Below are 22,242 nucleotides of genomic sequence, written 5' to 3' on the forward strand. Positions count from 1 at the left end.
TCAGGCCGTGGTGATCTCCAAGCCCGCCGACGCGCCGGCGAACTTCTTCCACTGGGTCTGGTCGTTCTCGTCGGCTGCCCGCAGAGCGAACGAGATGTGCGACTTACCGTTGAGCAACGCGTCCTGAATCGACTCGTGGACAGGTCCGTCGATGAACTGCAGGACGGGCTTCGGCTGACCGTTCCAGGCGCTGCCCTTGGCATCGCCGAGCCAGCGCCGCCAGGTCGCGCCGTCACTGGAGTTCTCCCAGGTCAGCGGATCCTTCGGGTCGAGGTCCCGGACCAGGAAGAGTTGCACCGGAGTCGCGGCGCCGGTCGGCGTGTGGAGCAACTGGATCGTGAACTTGGCCGAGGTGATCGTCTGTCCGGCGAGCGCCGCGATCGGCACCCGGAAGAACGAGCGCCAGAGGCCGGAATCACCCCACGGCCGGCCGACCAGCGCCTCCCCCTGCGTGCGTCCCCAGTACGACTCGCGCGCCCACGTCCTCGCCGTGTACGTCCAGGCATCGACGGGATAGAACGTCGCCGCGCGCGCGGGCAGTGTGATCGCGAACGGCGCGGCCGCCGCAGCCGCCGCGATACCGAGCACAGAACGACGAGAAAGCTGTGACATGACGGAGTCCTTTGATTGTGAGGTGGCCACACCGTGACACCTGAAAACCCCGAACAACAGCTTTTCGAGTCGCCTTGAATGGTCTCCTCAGGCGGTGGTGACAACGAGGGCGGCGGTGGCGGGGGCGAAGGATTTGCCGTGGTACCTGTTCCACTCGTCAGGGGCGCGGAGGCCGAGGGAGATGTACGGCGACCGCGCGGTCGCGGCAGCCTGGACCTGCTCCCGGACGGCATCGGCCTCGAAGCGGAGGACCGGCCGCGGCGGGGTGCCGTGCGCCGTCGCGGACAAGGTGTCGAGGTGCCGCCGCCAGGTGTTCTCATCACTGGAGTCCGCCCAGCTGATCGGCTCTGCGGGATCCAGGTCGCGGAGGCCGAAGAGGTAGACCGGGTACGGAGTGGAGCTGACCGTCGAGACCAGCTGGATCGTGAACGCGGCCGCGGAGATCGTCTGCCCGGCCAGCCCGGCGATCGGCATCCGGAAGAACGACCGGCAGCTACGGTGCCCGACGTTCTCGGCCCCGACTTGTGCCAGCGGACCGTGGTTCCAGAGGCCCACCGGGTAGTTCTGCATGATGAAGCCCCAGTTGTCGAGTGGGTACCTGGTCGCCGCCCGGGCGGGGAGGGTGGCGGCAAGTGGCGCGACGGCCGCCGCGGCGGCGATGCCGAGTACGGAGCGGCGGGTGAGTTGGCTCATCGGGTGTCCCTTCGTCGGGTGAGTGGGGGAAACCGTTCCAGCCGGCCGCTCCGCGCAGAAGCTGTTCGAGGCCGTTCAAATGGCCTCAGGTGCGGGCTGTGCGGCGGGCTACCTGGACGCCGATCAGGGCGAGGACGGCGGGGACGCCGAAGGCGACCAGGTAGGCGGTGAGGGGGGAGTGCGGCTCGAGGGCGGCGAAGAGGGAGCCGCCGATGGCCAGGACTGTTGCTGTGGACAACGAGTCGCTGAGTTGCAGGGCGGAGCTGTTGGCGCCTTGCTGGTCGCGTTCGGAGTATTCGAGGACGAGGACGGACAAGGTCGGGAAGACCGTGCCCATGCCGAAGCCGGCCAGGCCCCAGCCGAGGATGCCGATCGCGACCGGAACCTGCGGGCTGAGGGTGAGGACGGCGATGCCGATCCCGAGGACGAGCGCGATCATGCCGATCTGCAGGAAGGCGGAGGCGTCGAGGCGGTGGTTCGGCCGGCCGCGCCACCAGGAGGCGAGCACCCAGCTCAGCCCGCTGATCGTCAGCACCAGACCGGCGACCGCCGGGGACAGCCCGCGTTCGCGAGTCAGCATCAGCGGCAGGAACACCTCTGCGCCGAACCCGGCCGCCGCGACGAGCCCCCGCAAGGCGATCACCGCCGGCAGACCCCGGCGGACGGTGAACGTCCCGCGCGGCAACAGCTTCGGCGCGAACCCGGCGATCCCGGCCAGGCCGATCAACAGCAGTACGACCTGAAGGACGCCGTGCTGCTGACCGCCGAAGTGCAGGACGCCGACGCCGACCGCGGCCGCCGTGGCCCACAGCGCGCGCTTGTCCCAGAGCCGACCGGGGCGGACGTCGTACGCGTCGCCGCGGGCCAGCCCGGGGCGCATCACGAACGCGGCTGGGATCGCGAGCAGCGGGACGGCGAGGAAGACGATCCGCCAATTGGTGTGTTCGACGATCAGCCCGGCGATCCCGGGGCCGACGAGGGCCGGGATCGCCCAGCCGGCGGCGAAACCGGCGAAGATCCGCGGGCGGAGCTCCGCCGGGTAGAACTGTCCGACGACGACGTACAGGGCCACGGTCAGCAGGCCGGAGCCGAAGCCCTGGATGATCCGGCCGGCGACCAGCACCTCCATCGACGGCGCGAGCCCGGCGACGACCAGCCCGCCGAGGAACCACGCCGTCCCGTGCCAGAGCGGGCGGGTCGGCCCGCGCAGGTCGCTCCAGGTGCCGGAGACGACCATCCCGACCACGCCGGAGGCGAGCGCGCCGCCGAACGCGAGCGCGTACAGGTACAGGCCGTCGAGCGCCTGCGCGACGGTCGGCATCGCGGTCGTCACGGCCAGGTTCTCGAACGCGACGAGCGTGATCAGCGCGATCATGCCGATCGTCAGCGCCCGGTACCGCGGCGCGAGCACTCCGGCGCGCTGATCCGGTCGGGGTTCGGCTGTCGTAGTCATGCCGAACACCTTCGGACTTAAAGCGCGCTTGAAGTCAACTACAGGACGGCGGCCAGCACGATCGCGGCCAGCGGGGGCAGCGCCTGGGTGGCCGCGGCCTGGACCATCCGGCGGTCGGAGGCGACCAGGACGAGGCCGGCGCCGGCCATACACGCGCAGCTGAACAGCGCGATCGCGTGGCCCTTGTCACCGCCCACGACCAGCCCGCCGAGCGCGCCGGCCGCCAGGAACAGGTTGTAGAAGCCCTGATTGAACGCCCACGGCTTGGCGACGGCCGCTTCGGCGTCGTCCTTGACCAGAAAGCGCCGGTACGTGCTCGGCTTGCGGAACAGCAGGCTCTCCATGACGAAGATCGCGACATGGAACAGACCGGCGACGACGACGAAGACCTGTGCGACGACACTCATGCCGGAACCGTACCGCGCTCGGCCCACCGGAACGCCCGCGCCGGGTTGTCGCGGAAGATCGCGTCGGCGGCCGCCGCGCCGAACTCCCGGATGATCCGCGGCCGGAGCCGGGCCAGCAGATACCTCATCCCGAGGCCGTCCACGCGCGCCTGGGCGGTCGTCGTGTCGCCGCCGAGCAACAGCCGATCGCCGTACCCGGCATCGATCAACGCGCCGAGACAGTCGAGCAGCCACGGGTCGGTCGCGTGGTTGGCCCGCGACGGCCCATCGAAAGCGAGCCAGGCGCCCTGCTTCGCGAGCTCGAGATGCGCGCGCCGATCCGGGAACCGGTTGAGATGCCCGAGCAACACACTCGCCGGCGGTACGCCGAGGCGCGTGAGCAGCTCGAGGACGTCGTCCGCAGCAGTCCCCAACTCATGGTGGACCGCGATCGGCGCCCCGGTCGCAAGCTGCGCCTCAGCAGCCGCAGCCAGCACGAACCGCGCATGCGCATCCAGCCCGTGAAACGCACCCGCCACCTTGATCAACCCAGCCCGCGCCGTACTGGCGCCGATCCCAACAGTCAGCTCACGATGAAACGTCTCCGCCAGCTTCGGCCACTCTGCGCCCTCCGGGTAATGCTCAGCCCGGTGCAAACCAGTTGCCGCAACCAACGAAACCCCGGTCCGCCGCGAGATCTCCACCAGCGCGTCGGCCCGCCGCCCCAACCCGTACGGCGTCCACTGCACAACCGCCGCACCCCCGAGCGCCTTGAACTCGACCACCGCGTCGAGCGCCGCGCCTTCGTCGTCCAGCTCCTGCCCAGCCAGCCGCGCCGAGCGGAAGAACAGGTGATCGTGCGAGTCGGTGACGCCGAGCTGGTCGACGTCACCGAGCACCGTCCGGATCATGCGTCAGGCTGCTTGTTTGCGGGGGCCTCGGCGGCGGCCGCGGGAGCGGGCGCGAGCCGGCTGGTCCGAGGTGGTTGCGCGGGGGCCGGCCGGCTGGGTGGTCGACTGGGCGGCTGGGCGACCACGACCGCCGCGGCCGCGTCTCGGCGTCCGGGTGGCGGTTTCGGACTGGGCGGGCTTGGGGGCGGGCGCGACGTAGGTGCGCTCGCCGGGGGCCAGCTGGGTCAGGAGGGGGTCACCCGCGGTCAGCTTGGTGGTTTTGGGGGTGATGCCGGCTTTGCGGGTCAGGTCGCGGACGTCACGGACCTGGTCGTCGGTCATCAGCGTGATGACGGTGCCCTCAGCGCCGGCCCGGGCCGTGCGGCCGGAGCGGTGCAGGTAGGCCTTGTGCTCGACCGGCGGGTCGGCGTGGATGACGAGCGTGACGTCATCGACGTGAATACCGCGGGCGGCGATATCGGTGGCGACCAGCGTCTTCGCCGTCCCGGCGGCGAAGGCCTCCAGGTTCCGCGTGCGGGCGCCCTGGGACAGGTTGCCGTGCAGCTCGACGGCGGGCACACCCTGGGCGATCAGCTTCTTGGTGAGCGCCTTCGCGCCGTACTTCGTCCGCGTGAAGACCAGCGAACGACCAGGCGCCGCGGTCAGGTCGACCAGCACGGGCAACCGGCTGTCCGACTGGACGTGCAGCACGTGGTGCGTCATCTTCGACACCGGCGACTGCGCCGAGTCGACGCTGTGCGTGACGGGCTTGGTCATGAAGCGCTGGACGAGGACGTCGACGCCGGCATCCAGCGTGGCGGAGAACAGCAGCCGCTGCGCGGTCGCCGGCGTCGCCTCGAGGATCCGCCGGACGGCGGGCAGGAAGCCGAGGTCGGCCATGTGGTCGGCCTCGTCGAGCACGGTGATCTCGACCGCGTCGAGATTCAGGTTGCCGGCCTTGAGGTGGTCCTCCAGGCGGCCAGGGCAGGCGACGACGATGTCGACGCCCTTCCGCAGCCCGCTGGTCTGCGGGCCGTGGCCGACGCCGCCGAAGATCGTCATCGTGCGCAGGCCGAGCGCGTCGGCCAGCGGCGTGATCGAGGCCTGGATCTGGGTGGCGAGCTCACGGGTCGGCGCCAGGATCAGCGCGCGCGGCTGCTTCGGCCGCCGCGGGTGACCGCTGGTCGCCAACCGGGCCAGCACCGGCAGCACGAAGGCGTACGTCTTGCCGGAGCCCGTCCGGCCGCGGCCGAGAACGTCCTTACCGGCCAGCGAATCCGGCAGCGTGGCCGCCTGGATCGGGAACGGTTTGGTGACGCCGGTCGCGGCGAGGGCGGCGGCCAGCGCGGCCGGGACGCCGAGCGCGTCGAAGGTCAGGTCGTCCGGAATCTCCAGCGGGACGACGGCGTCGTACTCGGCCGTGACCGCACCGTTGCTCTGAGCAACATTACCGGCCGGCTTCTTGGCAGCCGGACGGCGGCGCCGCGGGCGGGCCGAGGCGGACCGGTTCGGGGTGGAGCCGTTCGAGGTGGTTCTGGGCGTGGTGGAAGCTTGCGTAGAAGGGCGGCGGGCCGCCATAGGTACTCCAAAAATCGTGGGGTCGTCCTGCCCGGCGCGGCCGTCATCGGCCGCGGCGCGTGGGGGTCGACTGCGAGCACCTCTGTCACAGAGTGCTCCGGGCCCGAGGCAGAACTGGGCGGGCCGTCACCATCAGTGTACGTCACACCAGGTCCGGACCTCGACTAGATTCCGTGCCGTGACCCGAATCGACCCACCCACGGCGGCGTCCGAACGCGAGTTGCTGCAGGGCTTTCTCGACTTCCACCGGCAGACCCTGCTGCTCAAACTCGCCGATCTGAGCGCGGAGCAGCTGACCCTGCGCAGCGCCGAGCCGTCGACGATGTCCCTCCTCGGCCTGGTGCGACATCTCACCGAAGTCGAGCGCTACTGGTTCCAGGCCTGCCTGGACGGCCGCGCGGCGCCACCCGTGTTCTGGACCGACGAACACCCCGACGGCGACTTCGATCTGGCGACGGCCGAGCATGCCGTCCAGGATCTCGACGACTATCGGGCCATCGTCCGCGTCTCGGACGAGCTGGCGGCGCAGTACGAGCTGGATGCGACGTTCCGGCGTCCGCGTCGGGAGGGCGAGTACAGCCTGCGCTACCTCTACATCCACCTGATCGAGGAGTACGCGCGACACAACGGGCACGCCGACCTGCTGCGAGAGCGGATCGACGGACAGACCGGCGAGTAGCTCAGGGCTTGATGGCCCGGATCAACCCGACGACGTCGTTGACGACACCGCGGACGCCGGGGATCCGGGTCAGCCGCAGCAGCCGATCGACCAGCGGAACGGACCGGTCGATCAACGTCTTGGTGCGCTGCAGCTCGTCGCTGTCGTCGTGCACCCAGAACAGCACCACACCCATCTGCAGCAGCCACAACAGCTCCGGCAGCTCCTTCGCCAGCTCGGGCGCGAGTTTGAGATCCGAGCCCTCGACCAGGCGGCGGAAGATCTCGACACTTGCCTCCCGAGCGGGCTGCGACTCGGTGCTGAACGGCGACAACGGGCTCTTCGGATCCGCCGCCGTCTTGAAGAACGTCCCGGCGAACTCGTGGTACGGCGCCGAGACGTCCAGCCAGGTGTGCAGGACGCCGGTCAGCCGGACGACGAACGACTTTTCGCCGGCCAGGATCGTTTCGACCGCATCCCGGTGCTGCTCCTGCAGGTGGTCGTAGTACGCCTGCATGAGGTGGTCTTTGGAGCTGTAGTAGTAGTACGCGTTGCCGACCGAGACCCCCGCCTCGGTCGCGATCGCCCGCATCGTCGTCTTCGCGTACCCCTGCTCGCGGAACAGCCGCAGCGCAGTCGACAGGATCAGCTCCCGGGTCTGCTCACCTTTGGTGGTCGCACTGTCCGTCACATCCGTCAGCGTAGTCACCCCCGGACCGGTCGACGGTGAAGTGCCGTAGGCCGGCCGCCGCGAGCACCATCGCCCGCACCACCGGCTGCATCCCCGGCCGGGTCAGCCGGATCGCCGTCTGCCGGTGGTCGCGCGTGGCCCACAGGCAGATGATCCAGGCCCGGTCACCGATGTAGACCGAGCCGTCGTCCGCGACCACAGTCACGTCGCGCAGCGTCGCCTCGTGGTTGAGCTGGGGGTAGAGCCTCCGCGCGTACGCCGACCCCGCCGCGACGAACCGCATTCGCACCACCCCGTCCGGGCCACCGCGCCCCGGCGCCTGCACCGCCAGCCAACTCCGGAACCTGCGGCACAGGCCGCAGTCCGCGTCGTACAACACCGTCAGCTCGCGCATTGGCTCAGTAGCCGTAGTCGTTCGGCGGCTCGGTCTGCGGCCGCAGTACGGCGTTCGGCGCGACCGGCGGCGTCCCCAGCCGGTCCTCCCGGCTGCGGCGGCGGATCGAGTTGAAGACCCAAACGTTGCTGAGGTGCACGACGCCCAGCACGAGCATCACGATCCCCAGCTTCACGCTCAGCGCCTCGAAGACGGCATTCGCGCTCATCACCGGCTGCTCGATCCGCAGGAACAGCATGACGAAGCCGAGGTTGAGCAGGTAGAAGCCGACCACCAGCAGCCGGTTCACCGCGTCGGCGAAGTCCTCGTTCCCGTGGAAGACATCGACCAGGAAGATCCGCCCGTTCCGACTGAGCGTCCGCGCGACCCAGATCGTCAGCGGGATCGCGATCACCAGGTAGCACAGGTATGTCGTCACCGTCAGTAAGACCATCATTCCGTCCTCACATAGTTGAACACGTTCAATTCAGTGTCGAACGGATTTTGAACATGTTCAAGTGAGTGTCCGCGTGACCTGGATCTCGTCGGCGGGTGCAGGATGCCGGGTATGCGGGAGAAGGATCTGGATCGGTGGGTGACGAAGTACCGGACGGCGTGGGAGTCGAACGACCCGGCCGATATCGGCGCGCTGTGGACCGAGGACGCCGCCTGGTACCGGCGTCCGGACGAGGACCCGGTGCTCGGGCGGGCGGCGATCGTGGAGGCCTGGCTGGAGGTGGCCGACGCGCCGGGGGAGACGACGTTCGAGTACCAGGTGCTCGGGTTCGGCGACGGCGTCGGGTTCGTGCGCGGGTGGACGACGTACCAGACCGAGCCGCCCGGTGAGTTCAGCAATCTGTGGGTGATCCGGCTGGACAAGGACCGGGCGCACGAGTTCGTCGAATGGTGGATGGAGAAGCCGTGAGTGGGTTATCGTCGGCCTAGGCGCTCAGGGCGCCACCGGTCCGCGGGAAGGGCTCAGCCCACCTGATGCAGTGAGTTGGTGCAGTGCTTCACACACCTCCTTTCTCGCCTGACGACGCGGACAGCAGGCTCGCAGAGAGGAGGTCGGCCGATGCCGACCCGCAATCTTCCGAACGACCCGCATCTGGACCATCTGCGCAAGCAGGCCAAGCGCCTACTGGCCGAGGTCCGCGCCGGCGATCGCGCCGCGACTGCGCTGGCCGACGAGTTCCATCCGGTCACAACCTTGGCTGATGCGCAGCTGGCAATCGCGCGCAGTTACGGCTTTCCGAGCTGGCCGCGGATCGTCCGCCATCTCGAGCTGGTCGGCCGCTACAGCCGGTCACCGCATCGGCAGTCCGTCGGCGGTCCGCTGGAGACGCCCGAGCAGCGCGCCGACGAGTTCCTCCGGCTCGCGACCCTGCACTACGGGCAGGACGATCCGGCCCGTCAGCAGGCCGCCCGGCAGCTCCTCGATGAAGTTGCTGCGAGCAACATTTATACGATGGTGGTGGCAGGTGATCTCGACGGCGTCCGGCAGAATCTCGACCAGGTCAGGGAAGAAGGCGGTCCTTACCAGTGGGAGCCGTTGCTCTACCTCACCTACAACCGGCTCGACGCGCCGAACCAGGTCGAGATCGCGCGGTTGCTGCTGGCCAACGGCGCGGATCCCAACGCCGGATATCTGTGGCAGGGCCTGCCATCGCCGTTCACCGCGCTCACCGGCGTCTTCGGCCGTGGCGAAGGTGATCAGCCGACCCATCCGAACCGGGTCGAGCTGGCCCGGTTGTTACTCGACGCCGGCGCGGATCCGAACGACAGCCAGACCATGTACAACTGCGGGCCGGGGTCGCCCCCGCCGTACGACGAGGTCCACCTGGAACTCCTGCTCGAGTACGGGCTCGGGCGTGGGGACGGCGGTCCGTGGCACGACCGGATGACCGCGGCGCACCCGACTCCCCAGCAGTTGCTGGAGGACGAGCTGGTGTTCGCGTCGTCCGCAGGGCTCGTCCGGCGAGTCGAGCTCGTGCTTGCCCAGGGCATCGATCCGGAAGGGCGGGGGACCGAGCACCCGACCTTCTGCGGGCATCGCGCGTACGAACTCGCAGCTGTGCAAGGGCATACGGAGATCGCGGCCTTGCTTCGAGAACGGGGCGCTGCGCCGCTGGACGACGTCCACGAGGTTTATGCGGCGGCGTTCCGCGGCGAGACTCCGGCAGCCAGCGCCGAATTGGCCGCGCGGGCTGTCGCGCGGAACCCGTACCTGATGCACCGCGCCGCGGAGATCGGCCGGACGGCGGCGCTCGAACCCTTGTCCCGTTTGGGTTTCGAGGTGAACCATCATGCGAACGAGGCGCCGATCCACCGCGCCGCACTCAACGGCCACCTCGACACCGTCCGGAAGCTGATCGAGCTCGGCGCCGACCCTGAGCTGAGGGATCCGATGTACGGCGGGAACGCGCTCAGCTGGGCCGAGCACAACCACCAGGACGCGGTGGCCGACTACCTCAGGGGCTTACCGCAAGGAACAGGAAGGCGCTGAACACCATCAGGTGCACCGCGCCCTGCAAGAGCGTCGCCTTGCCGGTCGCGAGCGTCATCATGCTGGTCACGACGGTCAGCGCGAACAGCACCATCTCCTTGCCGTCCAGGCCGAGGACGAGCGGCCCGGTCAGCCAGATCGAGGCCACCGCGATCGCCGGGATGGTCAGGCCGATGCTGGCCAGCGCGGACCCGAGCGCCAGGTTGACGCTGGTCTGGAGGCGGTTGCGCAGTGCCGCGCGCACTGCCGCAACCGTCTCCGGAAGCAGCACGAGCAGGGCGATCACGACGCCGACGACGGCCAGCGGCGCGCCGGCCGACTCGACCGCGGCCTCCAGCTTGGGCGAGACCACCTTGGCCAGGCCGACCACGGCAACCAGACAGACGAACAGCAACCCGAGGCTGCTCAGCGCGACCCGGCCGCTCGGCGCGGCCGCATGCTGCTCCTCTTCCTCCTCGGGTGTCGCCGCCGGCTTCACCGGGAGGAAGTAGTCCCGGTGCCGCACGGTCTGGACGAACACGAACACGCCGTACATCACCAGCGACACGACGCCCGCGAACGCGAGCTGAACCGGGCTGAATCGCGGCCCGGACTCGCTGGTGGTGAACGTCGGCAGCACCAGACTGAGCGTCACCAGCGCCGTCATCACCGCGAGCGCGCCACTCGACGCCTGCACGCGGAACTCCTGCACGTGGTGCCGGATCGAGCCGACGACCAGCGCCAGACCGAGGATGCCGTTACAGGTGATCATCACCGCGGCGAACACGGTGTCCCGCGCCAGGGACGCCGCCTTGTCACCGCCGGAAGCCATCAGCGTGACGATCAGCGCCACCTCGATGATCGTCACCGCGAGCGCGAGGATCAGCGTTCCGAACGGCTCACCCACCCGGTGCGCGACGACCTCGGCATGATGGACGGCGGCGATCACCGCGGCCCCCAGACCGGCGCACACCAGCACCAGCAGCACTGTGCCGAGATCACGACCCCAGGACAGCACCAGGACGACGAAGGCGAGCGGGGGCACGGCCAGACTCCAGCGCGGCAACCCATGGACCACGGAGTTAGTCATCTCCATTTATGCTAAGGGATTCCGAGTAATCCGGTTGGCAACCACTGCGGAGCGGGTGATGCTTCTCGCATCATGACTGTGCAGATCAGGGTGGCGACCGACGCCGACTGGCCGGCGATCTGGCCGTTCTTCCGCGAGATCGTCACGGCGCGCGAGACCTACGCCTACGATCCGGAGCTGACCGCCGAGCAGGCGGAGCGGATGTGGATGACGCCGTCCCCGGGGGCGCGGACGACGGTGGCGGTCGATGCCGAAGGCACCGTCCTGGGCAGCGCGAACATGTACGCGAACCGCCCCGGGCCGGGCGCGCACATCGCCAGCGCGAGCTTCATGGTGGCGGCGGCCGCGCGCGGGCACGGGGTCGGGCGGGCGCTGGGCACGGACATGATCGAGTGGGCCGGTCGGGAGGGGTTCCGCGGGATCCAGTTCAACGCGGTCGTCGCGGCGAACGAGCCCGCCGTCCATCTGTGGCAGGCGCTCGGCTTCGAGATCATCGGCACAGTTCCCGAGGCCTTCGACCACGCCAAGCTCGGGTACGTCGGGTTACATGTGATGTACCGTCCGCTGGTGTGACCGACAACCGCGCACGCCGGATGTGGAAGACCCTCGAGCCGTTCCACGCGATCACGTACTTCGCGCCGGAGACCAGGCAGGCGACCGACGCACTCGGGCTCAAGGGCGGCTGGATGAGCTACTTCGGCTGCCGGGCCGCGCCGCTGGGCGCGGCCCCGGCCGAACTGGTGGCCGCGATCTTCTACAACTTCCACCCGGCGATGGTCGCCCGCTCGCTGCCGGACGCCTGGGGTTTCGCAAGCCCGACGGCGCTGCTCGACGCCCGGCTCGCCGCTGTGGACACCGCCGTACGCCGGCTGTTCGGGAGCGCTCCCTTCGGTCGGGCGGCTGAGCTCGCCCGGCGCGCGGCCGAGGCGGCTCCGGTGGCGGGGCGGCCGTTGGCGGCGGCCAACGCGGCGCTCGAATGGCCGAGCGAGCCGCATCTGGTGCTTTGGCAGGCGACCACGATTCTGCGCGAGTCGCGGGGTGACGGGCATGTCGCGGCGCTCGTCAACGCCGGGCTCAGCCCGTGTCAGGCCCTGGTGACGATCTCGGCGGCGGGTGGGCCGTCGAAGCAGGTCTTCCAGGTCAGCCGCCGCTGGACGGACGACGAGTGGGCGGCGGCGTCCGACGACCTGCGCTCCCGCGGCCTGCTGGACGACGCGGGCGAGTTGACCGACGCCGGGCGCACGCTCCGTCAGCAGGTCGAGGACACGACTGACGTACTGGCTGATCAGGGCTGGCGGGCGCTCGGTGACGAGCTGACGACCGAGTTGGCCGACGTCGTCCGACCGTTGAGCTCGGTCGTGATGTCCGGCGGACTGATCCCACCGGACAACCCGATGGCGTTGCGCTGGGATTAGGTTCGTAGGCTCGCGGTCGCGGCGCGGAGTACGGCGGCGGTCAGGGCGGTCAGCACTGCGGATTCGAGTTTCCAGTGTTGCCAGTAGAGCGGCACGTCGATGTGCTTGCCTTGGGCAACCTCTACCAAGCGGCCGGCGGCGATCGCGGGGCGGGCGAACTGTTCCTCGATCGTGCCCCAGCCGAGGCCGGTCAGCACCGCCTGCTGGAAGGCGCCGGCGGCCGGGACGGTGTGCACCGGTGGATCGACCCGACGGCGGGTCACTTTGCGGATCAGGCGATGCTGCAGCAGGTCCTTGTCGTTGAACACGACCACCGGCGCCTCGGCCAGCGCGTCGGCCAGCGGACGATCGGCGAGCCAGCGCTCGGCGTACCGGGGGTTCGCGACAGACAGGTACCGCATCTTCCCGAGTGGGACGACGCGGCAACCCTGGACCGGCTTGGGGTCCGCGGTCACCGCGGCGAGCACCGTCCCGTTCCGGAGGTATTCGGCGGAGTGGTCCTGGTCCTCGCTGTGCAGTACGAACCGCGCCGGGAACTGCTCGGTCAGCTCCAGCATCGCGGGCAGGAACCAGTTGTTCAGCGAGTCGGCGTTCACGGCCACCGGTAGCCGCATCGCGTCGACCGTCCCCCGGACGGCGGCGATCGCCTCCAGCTCCAGCAACGCGACCTGCCGCGCCAACCGCAGCACCGCCTCCCCCGCCGCCGTCGGCCGGGCCGGCCTCCCGCGCATCACGACCACTTGGCCGAGACGGCTCTCCAACGCCTTGATCCGCTGACTGACCGCGGACGGCGTCACCCGCAATCGCTGCGCCGCGGCGTCGAAACTGCCCTCGTCGACCACGGCCGCGAACGTCTCCAACTGCGCGGAGTCGATCTGCATGATGAAGCAATCCTAATGCCCCATCAGAATCTTTAGCTGGTCTCACCCGACGCCAGTTCCTACCGTCGAACCATGACCGCCCTCACCGGCTTCGCCACCACCCTCGGCCTGATCGTCGCCCTCGGCGCCCAGAACGCCTTCGTCCTCCGCCAGGGCCTGCGCCGCGAGCACGTCGTCCCGATCGTCCTCGTCTGCGCCTTCTCCGACGCGCTCCTGATCTCCGCCGGGATCGCCGGTCTCGGCGTCCTCATCACCCAATCCCCCCTGGCCCTCACCATCGCCAAGTACGCCGGCGCCGCCTTCCTCTACGCCTACGCCGCCCTGGCCGCCCGCCGAGCCCTCGCCCCCACCACCCTGACCGCCACCGCCACCCACTCCCCCCTCTCCCTCCGCACCGCCGTCCTCACCTGCCTCGCCTTCACCTACCTCAACCCCCACGTCTACCTCGACACCGTCGTCCTCCTGGGCTCACTCGCCAACCAACACGGCCCCTCTGCCCGCTGGCTCTACGCCCTAGGCTCCGTCGCCGCCTCCTTCACCTGGTTCACCGCCCTGGGCTTCCTCTCCCGCCACCTCTCCCCCCTCTTCACCCGCCCCCGCGCCTGGCAACTCCTCGACACCACCATCGCCCTCCTCATGACCACCCTCGCCACCTACCTTCTACTGGGCTGATATCCACAGGCGAGATCTTCAGGTGCCCGAAGCCCCACCTCTCCTTCGTCCGCCACTTCCAACGCAAGTACGACGGCAGATTGCCGGTCTGGGTGGTGACCGAGATCCTCGACTTCGGCTCACTCAGCTACCTGTTCACCGGCCTCAAGTCCGCCGACCGCAACGAGATTGCCGCCCGGCTCGGCATCCTCGATCGCCGCGGCGCGCAGCTGGCCGGTCGACGTCCGGCAGTTGCTGCCGGCCGAGTTCCCGAGCACGGGGCGCAGGCTGGCTGAGGCCGGCTTTCCCGACGGGTGGACCGGCCAGAAGCCATGGAAGGCGGATCAGCGGTAGCCGGTGGTGTTGGCGGGGTGGCCGGGTTGTTCTACTTCGACGATGTATCGCCAGGCGTCGGGGCGACTGCCGTCGAGGTCGGTGAAGTTGTAGAGCTTGGCGAGGTCGCCGCTGGAGGTGGATTTGCCGTTCCAGCGGCGGAGGTCGGGGTCGGCGGCGAGGGCGGCGACGGCGCGGCCGACGAAGGACGGGCTTTCGGAGATGGCGAAGTGGGGGATTTTCGTGGTGGCGTCGCGCCAGTTGTCCTCGGTGACGCCGAAGTGTTCGAGCATGGCTTCGGAGCGGAGCCAGCCGGGGGTGAGGAGGACGGCGGTGGCTTCGTACTTGTCGAGTTCGTGGGCGAGGGCGAAGGCCATTCGGCTGACTGCGCCTTTGGCGACGTCGTAGAAGAAGGAGACGCGGTAGTTGTCGGCGTTGTACTCGTCGGTGCCGTCGGTCATCTCGACGACGAGGCCGCCGGGGGTTTTGATCAGCAGCGGGAGCGCGTAGTGGCTGGTGATCGCGTGGGTGTCGACGCCGAGGCGCAGGAGGTGCAGGCCGGCGGCCAGGTCGCTCTCCCAGACGGTCTTGTCCCACTCGGGCTCGCCGAACTGGCCCCAGATGTCGTTCACCAGGATGTGCAGCGCGCCTTGCTCACGCTCGATCCGCTCGACCAGCGCCTGCACCTGAGCGGGGTCGAGATGGTCGACCTGGACGGCGATGCCGTGGCCGCCCGCCTGGTCGATCAGCTCGGCGGTGTCCTCGATCGTCTCCGGGCGGTTCATCTCCGAGCGGCTGGTCCGGGTCGTCCGGCCGGTCACGTACACGGTCGCGCCGGCGGCGCCCAGCTCGACCGCGATCCCCCGGCCGGCCGCGCGGCTGCCTCCGGTCACCAATGCCACTTTGCCCGCCAACGGCTTCATCGCTCAATCCTTTCCATACACTGTATGGTTAGGTACCATACGGCGTATGGTTAGTACTGGCAAGCGCTCCGGCCGGCCCCGCGCGGGTGAGGAGCGGCTGAGCCGGACGGCGATCCTCACCGCCGCGCTGCGGATCGTCGACGACGAGGGCATCGACGCGCTGACCATGCGCCGTTTGGCCGCGACGCTCGGGGTGAACCCGATGTCGCTCTACCACCACCTACCGAACAAGGCCGCCGTCCTCGCGGGCCTCGCGGAGCTGGTGTTCGCCGAGCTGGAGATCCCCGACCCGGGCGCCGCCGTCCCGTGGGCCGATCAGCTGAAGGACGCCGCGCGCGCCTACCGAAACGCGCTGCGCGCCCACCCGAACCTCGCCCTCCAGGTCCTCTCCGACACCTCGACGGTCTCGGCGGTGGTCGTGGCCACGGTCGAGCCGTTCTACCGCGCGCTCGATCGGGCCGGCCTGACGCCGCGGCAGATCGTCGAAGCGGTGAACACGCTGATCGACTTCATCCACGGCTTCCTCCTCGGCGAGGTCTCCGTCCGCGCCGAGACCTTCGACCTGGCCCCCGATCTCCTCGCGCGCACGGCCGACCTCCCGGCCGGGAAGGCCCCGACCCTGGTCCGCGTCGTCGGCGAACTCGGCGCCGAAGGCCTCGCCTACGACTTCGACTCCGGTTTCGAGGCCGCGCTCGCGATCTTCACCGCGGGCATCGCGGCCGGTACGACGAACGCCGTCAACACCACCGGCACGGTCAACCCGGCCACCAGTGTCGCCAGCGGCAGCCAGACCGCCCCGACCGCGAACCCGACGTAGACCGCGATCGCGAAGACGCCGCTGAAGAAGCTCGCCGTGGATGTCACGGTCGCCCGCGCGGGGCCCTCGATCGCATCCTGGAGGCGCGCCTCGGCGACCACGATCACGAGCTGGAGTACACCGTACCCGAGCGCGATCAGCGCGAATCCCCAGGGCGAACCGCTCAACGCGCCGACCGCGATCAGCAGGCCCGCCCCGATGAGCAACGTCGTGAAAGTTGCCGCAGGCAACTTGTACGCCGATCCAGCGAGCGCGCTGCCGATCGCCTGCGCGGCCACGGTCGTCGCCACCAGTAACGGAATGAGGGTGGTCGGGACGCCGAGATCTCCGGCCAGCAAGCCGAAGTACTCGTCGAAGGCCAGGAAGCCGCCGAGTAACGCAACCAACCCCACCGCCCATCGAAGGCGGCGGGACCGCACGACCTCGGTCAACCCCGACCGCAGCATCTCCCCGTACTCCGTGAACGCGCGACGGGAGCCTGAGCCGGACTCAGCCGGAGCGCTCGGCGACTCGTGGAGCGTGTAGGCCACGGCGGCCCTCGTCAGGCCGGCCAACGTGCTGAGGGCACCAGCCAGCACATAGCCGCCTATGGCGAAGACAGGCGCGGCCAAGGCGGTGGCGGCCAGGTTGGCCACGAAGGCGGCAGAGCGAGCCCGGGCCAGCACAGTGGGGAAGTCTTCCGCCTCGCCCCGGGCGGCCAGTTCGTCGTAGACGAAGGCCTCATAACTGCCGGAGGTCAGCGCCGAGGCGGCACCCCAGAGGACGAATCCCGCAGCGAAGCCGGCGTAGCCGGGCAGCACGATCCAAGTCGCGTAACCAACCGCACTCAGCAACGAGCCGAGGATGAGGAGCGTGCGGCGCGAGTATGTATCGGCCCAGGCGCCCGACGGGACCTCGAGCAAGAATCCGGTCGCCGCCCAGATGACGAACAGGGTCGAGATCTGCGTCGTCGACAACCCGTGGTCCCGGAACAGCAACTGGTACAGCGGATACAGGAGGACGAAATCCTCCAACGCTGCGAAGGCGATGATCCACGCGCGGTCCGAACGTCAAAGATGCGGGGCCGGGAATCTCATTTCCCCACGGTACGCCGGGAGCGCGTCGCGCGCAGCCCTAAATTGTCGCGCGGAGTCGCCGGGCCTTCGGGCAGAGTGGACGAATGGGCGTGAGCGAACGGATCTGGGCGAAGCTGCCGACCGGAACCCGGGCGGCGCTGACCGACGGGCTCAGCGGGTCGGACCTGCAGTCACTCCTGCTGGAGCTCAGCCGCGAGCGGGCCGCGAAGGTGACTCCGGCGCGGTTGCTGGAGCGGTGGCGGGGAGATCGGTTCGTGCAGCCTTCGACGGCTGACCCGCGGGCGCTGATCCAGACACAGGCTCGGTTGTGGGCGGCGCTGCCAGATCGGTTCGAAGGGGTCGAACTGTCGCCAGTGACGCCGCTCGGGACCTGTTCGGCCGTCGGCACGATCAACCAGCATCAGGTTCTCAGCACGATTCGGGGGACGGAGGTCGCGAGCGATCCGACCAATGAGCTGGCGCTGGAGGCCGCCGTACGCCGACGCTCAGGCCAGGCTCGGGTCGACCTGGCGGCGTGCCAGCGGGTCGTTCGCGCGCAGCCCGTACAGGGGCCGGGGATGTTCGCGCACTTTCAGCTGTTCGTACTCGTCTCGAGCGCGCGCGACACCGGCTCGGGGCGAACCGAGGCGGCCATGTTGATCGACCACCTCAGCTTCTGGGCCGACGTCCTCGGCGAGCACGCCGACCTGAGCTTCACGACGTTCACGCCGTCCGCAGTCCACGAGCGGATTCAGGACACCGTCCGTCCCGCCCTGAACAACCGCCTACGCGAGGACGCCGAGCGAACCAAGAGCGCCACCTACTACGCCGGGACGGCGCTCGGCATCGGGCTCGCGGACGCCGAACTCGGTGACGGCGGCTTCACCACCTGGACGGCCGACCTGCTCGGCGACGCCAAGGAGCGCTGCCTGACGTCGTGTATCTCCACCGAGCGCCTCACCGCAGTTTCAGCAGGCCCGCGTCGGTAGGGCGGAAGCCGCAGGCCTCCAGGTAGAAGGCGGTCAGGTGGGGTTCGAAGTCGACATGCAGCCATTCGCATCCGGCTGCCCTCGCTTCCTCCGCCGCGGCGAGTACCAGCCGTTTCCCGATGCCTTGCCGCCCGTACTCCGGATCGACAGCGGTATCGAGGACGAACGCGTGCGCCCCGCCGTCCCAACAGACCTGCACGAAACCGATCAGCTGATCGTTGCCAAAGGCACCGACCCAACTCAGAGCCCAACGCTCCAAGCGCTCTGCCCACGGCTGCACCACCGGTTCGCCGCCGAACGCCAACGCATGCAGGGCGGACAGCTGCTGATCGTCCACCGCGAACCGCGCCACCAGCTCGATGCTCACAGCATCGACCTCGCCACGGCGAGCCGTTCGTTCCAGCCCAAGGCCTCGGGTGAGCCCTCCGGCCAGTCCGCCATACTCAACAAGCCCTGGACAACGGTCGACGGCATCGCCACCCGCAGACCCGCGGCCGGCCCGTAGGCGTCCAGTGCCTCGGCCCAGCGGGTGGGCTCGACCGATGACACCAGGAACCAGGCCAGATCGAGTACGCCGGGCGCTGCCGATACGTCCTCCCAGTCCAGCAACGCGACCGCACCATCGGTCGACGTCCGGATGTTCTGGGCCGAGGCGTCGCCATGAATCAAGGTGAGCGGACCGGCGTCGACCAGTTGTTGCTCGACGGCAACGACCTGCCCCTGCAGCCGCTCCCCGAGATCTCGGACCTCGGCCGAAAGGTCCGTGCGAGCTGCGAGTCGCGGCCAGGTGTCGTCGTACAGGCGCGCGACCAAGTCGTTCCCGGCGTCGAGAGAGCGCAGCCATGGCCAAGGGTCAGCTGTGGTCTGGTGGAGCGCACGAAGCACTTCCGCGACCGCGGCCGGGGGACGGCGTTTGACGAGCATGCACCTCAGGCTAGGCCGCGATCACGGCGCGCGAACCTGATTTACGAGGCCGCGGCGGTGCTGATCAGGACTACGGTGCTGGTGCCGTCGAGCGGCAGGCGGGATCGCGCTGCGCGGAGGCCGGCCAGGGTGGCGGCGCCGCTGGGGCCTGAGGTGATGCCGCCGGCAGCCAGGTCGGCCGAGGCTTGGAGTGCGGCGTCGTCGGAGACGGTGACGGCGTGGTCGAGGCCTGCCTGCAGGACCGGCCAGGCGAGGGCGGACGGCGTGCCGCAATTCAGGCCGCCCATCACGGTCTTCGAGGTCGGGATGCTCGTCAGCTCGCCGGCGAGCAGGCTGGTGGTGACGCAGGACGCCGCCTCCGGCTCGACGCCGAGCAGCATCGGGGCGGCGTCCGTACTGCGGTAGTGGGTCACGGCCGCCTGCGCGATCGAGCCGACACCCATCGGGACGACGACCAGGTCGGCCGGCTCCTCGATCTCCCGGAACAGGGTCGAGTAGCCGTCGACGATCCACTGCGGGACGACCTCGTACCCCGGCCAGGCCGAATCCTGGATCAGCAGCCGGTCGTCCCCGGCGTACGCCGCTGCCTCGGCGACCGCGGCGTCGTACGAGTCGGGGACGACGGTCACCATCGCGCCCTCGGAGCGGATCGCCGCGATCGCGCTCTCCGGGACGACGTCCGGGACGAAGATCTGCGCCGGGAGCGACAGCATCGACGCGCGCCGCGCGACCGCCCGGCCGTGGTTGCCGTCGGTCGCCGTCACCAACTCAGCGGGCCCCGGACGCTCGCGCAGCTTGCGGTGGATCGCCCACCAGGCGCCGAGCGCCTTGAAAGCGGGCAGCCCCAGCCGCGACGACTCGTCCTTCACCAGCACCCGGCCCACGCCGAGCTCGGCTGCCAGCGCGGGCACCGGCGTCAGCGGTGTCGGCCGGTACGCCGGCAGGCTCTGATGGAACGCGAGCACATCCGCGGGAGCAGGCGTCGTCCGCCACTCCCTCGCAGTTGGGTTCGAGTACCAGTTCACCAACTAAGCGACCAGGGCGAACGCGGAGTAGGAGGCGGTCGGCGTGCCGACCTGACGCGGCGCCGACTGCGCGACCCGGATCGACGTCGTCCGGAGCCGGATCGGCAGCGTGGACCGGACGGCGGTGGCCAGGTCGAACTGGACCTCGGTCAGCAGGTCGGTCAGCTCCAGCTCCAGCCCCCGGCAGATCGCGGCGAGGATCTCCGACGAGGGCTCCTTGCGGCCGCGCTCGATCTCGGACAAATAGGGCACTGACACCTGCGCCCGCTCGGCCAGCTCGCGCAGGGTGATCCCACGCTCACGCCGCAGCCGCCGGAAGACGTTCCCGATCACCTCGCGTAACAACACGTGTGGCCCTCCTCGGCTCCGATGTCCTGTACCGAGTGTGCCATCCACAAGGTCTCTGCGGTCGGCAGATCTGCCACAGGCAGATTCCCGCCCCCGATCGAGCGCCCACCCGCAGGCTGGAGACCATGAACGAACTCCCGAACAAGAACGTCTACGAGCGGCTGATGTGGCAGCGCATTCTCGTTCTCGGCGACGAGCTGAAGGACGAGAACGCGAACGCGCTCTGCGCCCAACTGCTGCTGCTGAACGCCGAGGACCCGCGGGCCGACATCTCGCTCTACATCAACTCACCGGGCGGCTCGGTCTCCGCGGGGCTGGCCATCTTCGACACGATGAACTTCATCAGCAACGACGTCGCGACGTACGGGATGGGCCTGGTCGCGTCGATGGGTCAGGTGCTGCTGACCTGCGGTACGCCGGGGAAGCGGTTCGCGCTGCCGCATGCGCGGATCATGATGCACCAGCCCACCGGCGGGATGGGCGGGACGGCGAGTGACATCAAGGTCCAGGCGGAGCAGGCGATCAAGGCGCGGGCCGACCTGGCGCAGCTGATCGCCGAGCGGACCGGCCAGCCGCTCGACCGGATCGTCACGGACTTCGATCGCGACCGCTGGTTCACGCCGGAGGCGGCCCAGGAGTACGGGATCGTCGACCGGGTGCTTACCCGACCGGTCGCAGTACCCGGCTGAACGCCTGGAGCAGATCGGCCGTGATGTCCTCCGGGTCTTCGAGGCCGAGGGAGAGGCGTAGGAGGGCGTTGGAGGGTTTGGCGTCGTCCGCGACCAGGCGGTGGGTGAGGGCGGCTGGGTGCTGGATGAGGGTGTCTACGCCGCCGAGGGATACGGCGTGGGTGATGAGGCGGAGTGAGCCGGCTACCTGGGCGGCGGCTTCGTAGCCGCCGGCTACGGTGAAGGCGACGATTGCGCCCGGACCGGACTGCTGGCGGCCGATCAGCTCCTGCGGGTCGGACAGCCCCGGGTAGTAGACCTGCTCGACGGCCGGCTGCGCGCACAGCCAGTCGGCCACCTTCGCGGCGGTCGCCTGCTGCGCCCGCACTCGCACCGGCAGCGTCTGCAGTCCCCTGTGCAGTTCGTACGCCGCCAGCGGGTGCAGCAGGCCACCTGTCACCGCACGGATCTGCCGAAGCCGGCCGACCCATTCCCTGGAGCCCGCGACGACGCCGCCCATGACGTCGCCGTGGCCACCCAGGTACTTCGTTGCCGAGTGCAACACCAGGCTCGCCCCGTGCCGGGCCGGCTGCTGCAACACCGGAGTCGCGAAGGTGCTGTCCACCAGTACCGGTACGTCGCCCGCCTGCCGGACGACGGCCGCGATGTCGATCAACTCGAGGGTCGGGTTGGCCGGTGTCTCCACGATCACCAGCCCGGTGTCGGGCCGGACCGCGGCGGCGATCTCGTCGACGGCGACCCAGCTGACAGTTGTCCCCAGGAGGCCTGTGGACAACAAGTGGTCGCTGCCGCCGTACAGCGGGCGGACGGCGATCACGTGCGGCTTACCGACGGCGACCGTGCCGAGCAGGCAGGCGGCCAGCGCGGCCATGCCGGTGCCGAAGGCGACCGCGCCGTCGGTGTGTTCGAGCTCGGCGAGCGCCTCCTCGAAGCGGGCGACGGTCGGGTTCCACAGCCGCTGGTAGACGAGGCTGCCGCCATCGGGCCCGTTGCCCTGCGCCAGCGCGTCGTACGAGGCCCCGCCGGTGTGGACGTCGGGGAGCGGATACGTCGTGGACAGGTCGATCGGCGGGACGTGCACGCCGAGCGCGGTGAGGTCGTCGCGACCGGCGTGCACCGAACGGGTGTCGAGCTGGGTCATAGCGGGCCTCCCGGCGAGTTATCCACAGGTTTTGCTGACACAGAGTGTGGAATCTTCTGCAGATTGTGGGCAAGAGTTCCGAAGAAAATTCGTCCACAGGCCTGTCCACACACTGTGGATTCTGTGGACGCGCTCTACAGTG

At 69.5% G+C, this 22,242-nt stretch carries 27 protein-coding genes and 1 pseudogene; 10 read left to right on the forward strand and 18 right to left on the reverse strand.

Annotated elements, in window-relative coordinates:
• From HPO96_RS15495 to HPO96_RS15520, 6 genes are all read right to left on the reverse strand, one after another.
• A complete protein-coding gene (locus tag HPO96_RS15495) occupies nucleotides 1–612 on the reverse strand; it encodes a hypothetical protein (protein WP_171674145.1) in 612 nt (203 codons plus the stop codon).
• Nucleotides 613–699: 87 nt separating this feature from the next.
• On the reverse strand, nucleotides 700–1,305 hold the full coding sequence (locus HPO96_RS15500; RefSeq protein WP_171674146.1) for a hypothetical protein: 606 nt from the start codon (nucleotides 1,303–1,305) through the stop codon (nucleotides 700–702).
• Between the two features lie 85 nt (nucleotides 1,306–1,390).
• Entirely contained in the window at nucleotides 1,391–2,758 is a 1,368-nt protein-coding gene (locus HPO96_RS15505; protein WP_171674147.1) for an MFS transporter, read from the reverse strand.
• Nucleotides 2,759–2,796: 38 nt separating this feature from the next.
• Nucleotides 2,797–3,165, reverse strand: a complete 369-nt coding sequence (locus HPO96_RS15510) for a DUF1304 domain-containing protein (protein WP_171674148.1) — start codon at nucleotides 3,163–3,165, stop codon at nucleotides 2,797–2,799.
• Nucleotides 3,162–4,055: a phosphotriesterase family protein gene (locus tag HPO96_RS15515; protein WP_171674149.1), complete on the reverse strand. Its 894-nt coding sequence runs from the start codon at nucleotides 4,053–4,055 to the stop codon at nucleotides 3,162–3,164. Before HPO96_RS15515 ends, HPO96_RS15510 begins: the two co-directional genes overlap by 4 nt.
• 3 nt (nucleotides 4,056–4,058) lie before the next feature.
• Nucleotides 4,059–5,612, reverse strand: coding sequence for a DEAD/DEAH box helicase (locus tag HPO96_RS15520; RefSeq protein WP_238355137.1), 1,554 nt, complete (start codon nucleotides 5,610–5,612; stop codon nucleotides 4,059–4,061).
• Between the two features lie 178 nt (nucleotides 5,613–5,790).
• On the opposite strand from HPO96_RS15520, the gene HPO96_RS15525 reads away from it, so the two are divergent.
• A complete protein-coding gene (locus HPO96_RS15525) occupies nucleotides 5,791–6,291 on the forward strand; it encodes a mycothiol transferase (protein WP_171674150.1) in 501 nt (166 codons plus the stop codon).
• A gap of 1 nt (nucleotide 6,292) precedes the next feature.
• Here the strand turns inward: HPO96_RS15525 and HPO96_RS15530 are convergent, their stop codons facing one another.
• The 3 genes from HPO96_RS15530 to HPO96_RS15540 are packed head-to-tail and all read right to left on the reverse strand — an operon-like array spanning nucleotide 6,293 to nucleotide 7,788.
• Nucleotides 6,293–6,961: a TetR family transcriptional regulator gene (locus HPO96_RS15530; RefSeq protein WP_171674151.1), complete on the reverse strand. Its 669-nt coding sequence runs from the start codon at nucleotides 6,959–6,961 to the stop codon at nucleotides 6,293–6,295.
• On the reverse strand, nucleotides 6,933–7,355 hold the full coding sequence (locus HPO96_RS15535; protein ID WP_171674152.1) for a DCC1-like thiol-disulfide oxidoreductase family protein: 423 nt from the start codon (nucleotides 7,353–7,355) through the stop codon (nucleotides 6,933–6,935). Before HPO96_RS15535 ends, HPO96_RS15530 begins: the two co-directional genes overlap by 29 nt.
• 4 nt (nucleotides 7,356–7,359) lie before the next feature.
• On the reverse strand, nucleotides 7,360–7,788 hold the full coding sequence (locus tag HPO96_RS15540; protein ID WP_171674153.1) for a hypothetical protein: 429 nt from the start codon (nucleotides 7,786–7,788) through the stop codon (nucleotides 7,360–7,362).
• A 114-nt stretch (nucleotides 7,789–7,902) separates the two neighbouring features.
• Between HPO96_RS15540 and HPO96_RS15545 the strand changes: the two genes are divergently transcribed.
• Both HPO96_RS15545 and HPO96_RS15550 read left to right on the forward strand, forming a co-directional pair.
• Nucleotides 7,903–8,259 (forward strand): YybH family protein, encoded by a 357-nt coding sequence (locus HPO96_RS15545; protein WP_171674154.1) that lies wholly within the window; start codon nucleotides 7,903–7,905, stop codon nucleotides 8,257–8,259.
• A 150-nt stretch (nucleotides 8,260–8,409) separates the two neighbouring features.
• The gene (locus HPO96_RS15550) at nucleotides 8,410–9,840 is read left to right on the forward strand and encodes an ankyrin repeat domain-containing protein (RefSeq protein ID WP_171674155.1); all 1,431 of its coding nucleotides are present in this window, start codon (nucleotides 8,410–8,412) and stop codon (nucleotides 9,838–9,840) included.
• Here the strand turns inward: HPO96_RS15550 and HPO96_RS15555 are convergent.
• Nucleotides 9,806–10,909, reverse strand: a complete 1,104-nt coding sequence (locus HPO96_RS15555) for a calcium:cation antiporter (protein ID WP_171674156.1) — start codon at nucleotides 10,907–10,909, stop codon at nucleotides 9,806–9,808. The two genes, HPO96_RS15550 and HPO96_RS15555, sit on opposite strands and share 35 nt — an antisense overlap.
• Nucleotides 10,910–10,981: 72 nt before the next feature.
• Between HPO96_RS15555 and HPO96_RS15560 the strand changes: the two genes are divergently transcribed.
• On the forward strand, nucleotides 10,982–11,482 hold the full coding sequence (locus HPO96_RS15560; protein WP_171674157.1) for a GNAT family N-acetyltransferase: 501 nt from the start codon (nucleotides 10,982–10,984) through the stop codon (nucleotides 11,480–11,482).
• A complete protein-coding gene (locus HPO96_RS15565; RefSeq protein ID WP_171674158.1) occupies nucleotides 11,479–12,324 on the forward strand; it encodes an SCO6745 family protein in 846 nt (281 codons plus the stop codon). Before HPO96_RS15560 ends, HPO96_RS15565 begins: the two co-directional genes overlap by 4 nt.
• On the opposite strand, the gene HPO96_RS15570 is transcribed toward HPO96_RS15565, so the two are convergent.
• Entirely contained in the window at nucleotides 12,321–13,205 is an 885-nt protein-coding gene (locus tag HPO96_RS15570; protein WP_171674159.1) for a LysR family transcriptional regulator ArgP, read from the reverse strand. The genes HPO96_RS15565 and HPO96_RS15570 overlap by 4 nt on opposite strands.
• A 72-nt stretch (nucleotides 13,206–13,277) precedes the next feature.
• Between HPO96_RS15570 and HPO96_RS15575 the strand changes: the two genes are divergently transcribed.
• Complete coding sequence (locus tag HPO96_RS15575) at nucleotides 13,278–13,877, forward strand: LysE/ArgO family amino acid transporter (RefSeq protein ID WP_171674160.1); 600 nt, start codon at nucleotides 13,278–13,280, stop codon at nucleotides 13,875–13,877.
• Nucleotides 13,878–13,891: 14 nt separating this feature from the next.
• The gene (locus HPO96_RS38255; RefSeq protein WP_337796695.1) at nucleotides 13,892–14,152 is read left to right on the forward strand and encodes an Abi family protein; all 261 of its coding nucleotides are present in this window, start codon (nucleotides 13,892–13,894) and stop codon (nucleotides 14,150–14,152) included.
• Nucleotides 14,153–14,200: 48 nt separating this feature from the next.
• On the opposite strand, the gene HPO96_RS15585 is transcribed toward HPO96_RS38255, so the two are convergent.
• A complete protein-coding gene (locus tag HPO96_RS15585; protein ID WP_171674162.1) occupies nucleotides 14,201–15,112 on the reverse strand; it encodes an SDR family oxidoreductase in 912 nt (303 codons plus the stop codon).
• A gap of 46 nt (nucleotides 15,113–15,158) precedes the next feature.
• On the opposite strand from HPO96_RS15585, the gene HPO96_RS15590 reads away from it, so the two are divergent.
• On the forward strand, nucleotides 15,159–15,929 hold the full coding sequence (locus tag HPO96_RS15590) for a TetR/AcrR family transcriptional regulator (protein WP_171674163.1): 771 nt from the start codon (nucleotides 15,159–15,161) through the stop codon (nucleotides 15,927–15,929).
• Between the two features lie 20 nt (nucleotides 15,930–15,949).
• Here HPO96_RS15590 and HPO96_RS15595 read toward each other — a convergent pair.
• Nucleotides 15,950–16,960: pseudogene (locus HPO96_RS15595) on the reverse strand (MFS transporter); the annotation flags it as partial.
• 128 nt (nucleotides 16,961–17,088) lie between these two features.
• Between HPO96_RS15595 and HPO96_RS15600 the strand changes: the two are divergent.
• The gene (locus HPO96_RS15600; protein WP_171674164.1) at nucleotides 17,089–17,973 is read left to right on the forward strand and encodes a hypothetical protein; all 885 of its coding nucleotides are present in this window, start codon (nucleotides 17,089–17,091) and stop codon (nucleotides 17,971–17,973) included.
• On the opposite strand, the gene HPO96_RS15605 is transcribed toward HPO96_RS15600, so the two are convergent.
• The 4 genes from HPO96_RS15605 to HPO96_RS15620 are packed head-to-tail and all read right to left on the reverse strand — an operon-like array spanning nucleotide 17,942 to nucleotide 20,270.
• The gene (locus tag HPO96_RS15605) at nucleotides 17,942–18,340 is read right to left on the reverse strand and encodes a GNAT family N-acetyltransferase (RefSeq protein WP_171674165.1); all 399 of its coding nucleotides are present in this window, start codon (nucleotides 18,338–18,340) and stop codon (nucleotides 17,942–17,944) included. The genes HPO96_RS15600 and HPO96_RS15605 overlap by 32 nt on opposite strands.
• Entirely contained in the window at nucleotides 18,337–18,897 is a 561-nt protein-coding gene (locus HPO96_RS15610) for a phosphotransferase family protein (RefSeq protein ID WP_171674166.1), read from the reverse strand. Before HPO96_RS15610 ends, HPO96_RS15605 begins: the two co-directional genes overlap by 4 nt.
• A gap of 41 nt (nucleotides 18,898–18,938) precedes the next feature.
• Nucleotides 18,939–19,922, reverse strand: a complete 984-nt coding sequence (locus HPO96_RS15615) for a pyridoxal-phosphate dependent enzyme (RefSeq protein ID WP_337796648.1) — start codon at nucleotides 19,920–19,922, stop codon at nucleotides 18,939–18,941.
• A 3-nt stretch (nucleotides 19,923–19,925) separates the two neighbouring features.
• A complete protein-coding gene (locus tag HPO96_RS15620) occupies nucleotides 19,926–20,270 on the reverse strand; it encodes a helix-turn-helix domain-containing protein (RefSeq protein WP_171674167.1) in 345 nt (114 codons plus the stop codon).
• Nucleotides 20,271–20,395: 125 nt separating this feature from the next.
• Between HPO96_RS15620 and HPO96_RS15625 the strand changes: the two genes are divergently transcribed.
• Nucleotides 20,396–20,959, forward strand: a complete 564-nt coding sequence (locus tag HPO96_RS15625; protein ID WP_171674168.1) for a ClpP family protease — start codon at nucleotides 20,396–20,398, stop codon at nucleotides 20,957–20,959.
• Here HPO96_RS15625 and HPO96_RS15630 read toward each other — a convergent pair.
• A complete protein-coding gene (locus HPO96_RS15630) occupies nucleotides 20,931–22,100 on the reverse strand; it encodes a trans-sulfuration enzyme family protein (RefSeq protein WP_171674169.1) in 1,170 nt (389 codons plus the stop codon). The two genes, HPO96_RS15625 and HPO96_RS15630, sit on opposite strands and share 29 nt — an antisense overlap.
• Nucleotides 22,101–22,242: the final 142 nt, after the last annotated feature.

It is taken from the genome of Kribbella sandramycini, from assembly GCF_013131805.1.
GTDB classification, from domain to species: domain Bacteria; phylum Actinomycetota; class Actinomycetes; order Propionibacteriales; family Kribbellaceae; genus Kribbella; species Kribbella sandramycini.

Excerpts from the sequence above, each read along its gene's own strand:
- HPO96_RS15545 (WP_171674154.1), top strand. The coding sequence starts at position 7,903 with ATGCGGGAGAAGGATCTGGATCGGTGGGTGACGAAGTACCGGACGGCG.
- HPO96_RS15550 (WP_171674155.1), top strand. The coding sequence starts at position 8,410 with ATGCCGACCCGCAATCTTCCGAACGACCCGCATCTGGACCATCTGCGC.
- HPO96_RS15540 (WP_171674153.1), bottom strand. The coding sequence starts at position 7,788 with ATGGTCTTACTGACGGTGACGACATACCTGTGCTACCTGGTGATCGCG.
- HPO96_RS15585 (WP_171674162.1), bottom strand. The coding sequence starts at position 15,112 with ATGAAGCCGTTGGCGGGCAAAGTGGCATTGGTGACCGGAGGCAGCCGC.
- HPO96_RS15560 (WP_171674157.1), top strand. The coding sequence starts at position 10,982 with ATGACTGTGCAGATCAGGGTGGCGACCGACGCCGACTGGCCGGCGATC.
- HPO96_RS15590 (WP_171674163.1), top strand. The coding sequence starts at position 15,159 with ATGGTTAGTACTGGCAAGCGCTCCGGCCGGCCCCGCGCGGGTGAGGAG.
- HPO96_RS15575 (WP_171674160.1), top strand. The coding sequence starts at position 13,278 with ATGACCGCCCTCACCGGCTTCGCCACCACCCTCGGCCTGATCGTCGCC.
- HPO96_RS15535 (WP_171674152.1), bottom strand. The coding sequence starts at position 7,355 with ATGCGCGAGCTGACGGTGTTGTACGACGCGGACTGCGGCCTGTGCCGC.
- HPO96_RS15630 (WP_171674169.1), bottom strand. The coding sequence starts at position 22,100 with ATGACCCAGCTCGACACCCGTTCGGTGCACGCCGGTCGCGACGACCTC.
- HPO96_RS15600 (WP_171674164.1), top strand. The coding sequence starts at position 17,089 with ATGGGCGTGAGCGAACGGATCTGGGCGAAGCTGCCGACCGGAACCCGG.
- HPO96_RS15610 (WP_171674166.1), bottom strand. The coding sequence starts at position 18,897 with ATGCTCGTCAAACGCCGTCCCCCGGCCGCGGTCGCGGAAGTGCTTCGT.
- HPO96_RS15555 (WP_171674156.1), bottom strand. The coding sequence starts at position 10,909 with ATGACTAACTCCGTGGTCCATGGGTTGCCGCGCTGGAGTCTGGCCGTG.
- HPO96_RS15520 (WP_238355137.1), bottom strand. The coding sequence starts at position 5,612 with ATGGCGGCCCGCCGCCCTTCTACGCAAGCTTCCACCACGCCCAGAACC.
- HPO96_RS15515 (WP_171674149.1), bottom strand. The coding sequence starts at position 4,055 with ATGATCCGGACGGTGCTCGGTGACGTCGACCAGCTCGGCGTCACCGAC.
- HPO96_RS15625 (WP_171674168.1), top strand. The coding sequence starts at position 20,396 with ATGAACGAACTCCCGAACAAGAACGTCTACGAGCGGCTGATGTGGCAG.
- HPO96_RS15510 (WP_171674148.1), bottom strand. The coding sequence starts at position 3,165 with ATGAGTGTCGTCGCACAGGTCTTCGTCGTCGTCGCCGGTCTGTTCCAT.
- HPO96_RS15495 (WP_171674145.1), bottom strand. The coding sequence starts at position 612 with ATGTCACAGCTTTCTCGTCGTTCTGTGCTCGGTATCGCGGCGGCTGCG.
- HPO96_RS15500 (WP_171674146.1), bottom strand. The coding sequence starts at position 1,305 with ATGAGCCAACTCACCCGCCGCTCCGTACTCGGCATCGCCGCCGCGGCG.
- HPO96_RS15505 (WP_171674147.1), bottom strand. The coding sequence starts at position 2,758 with ATGACTACGACAGCCGAACCCCGACCGGATCAGCGCGCCGGAGTGCTC.
- HPO96_RS15570 (WP_171674159.1), bottom strand. The coding sequence starts at position 13,205 with ATGCAGATCGACTCCGCGCAGTTGGAGACGTTCGCGGCCGTGGTCGAC.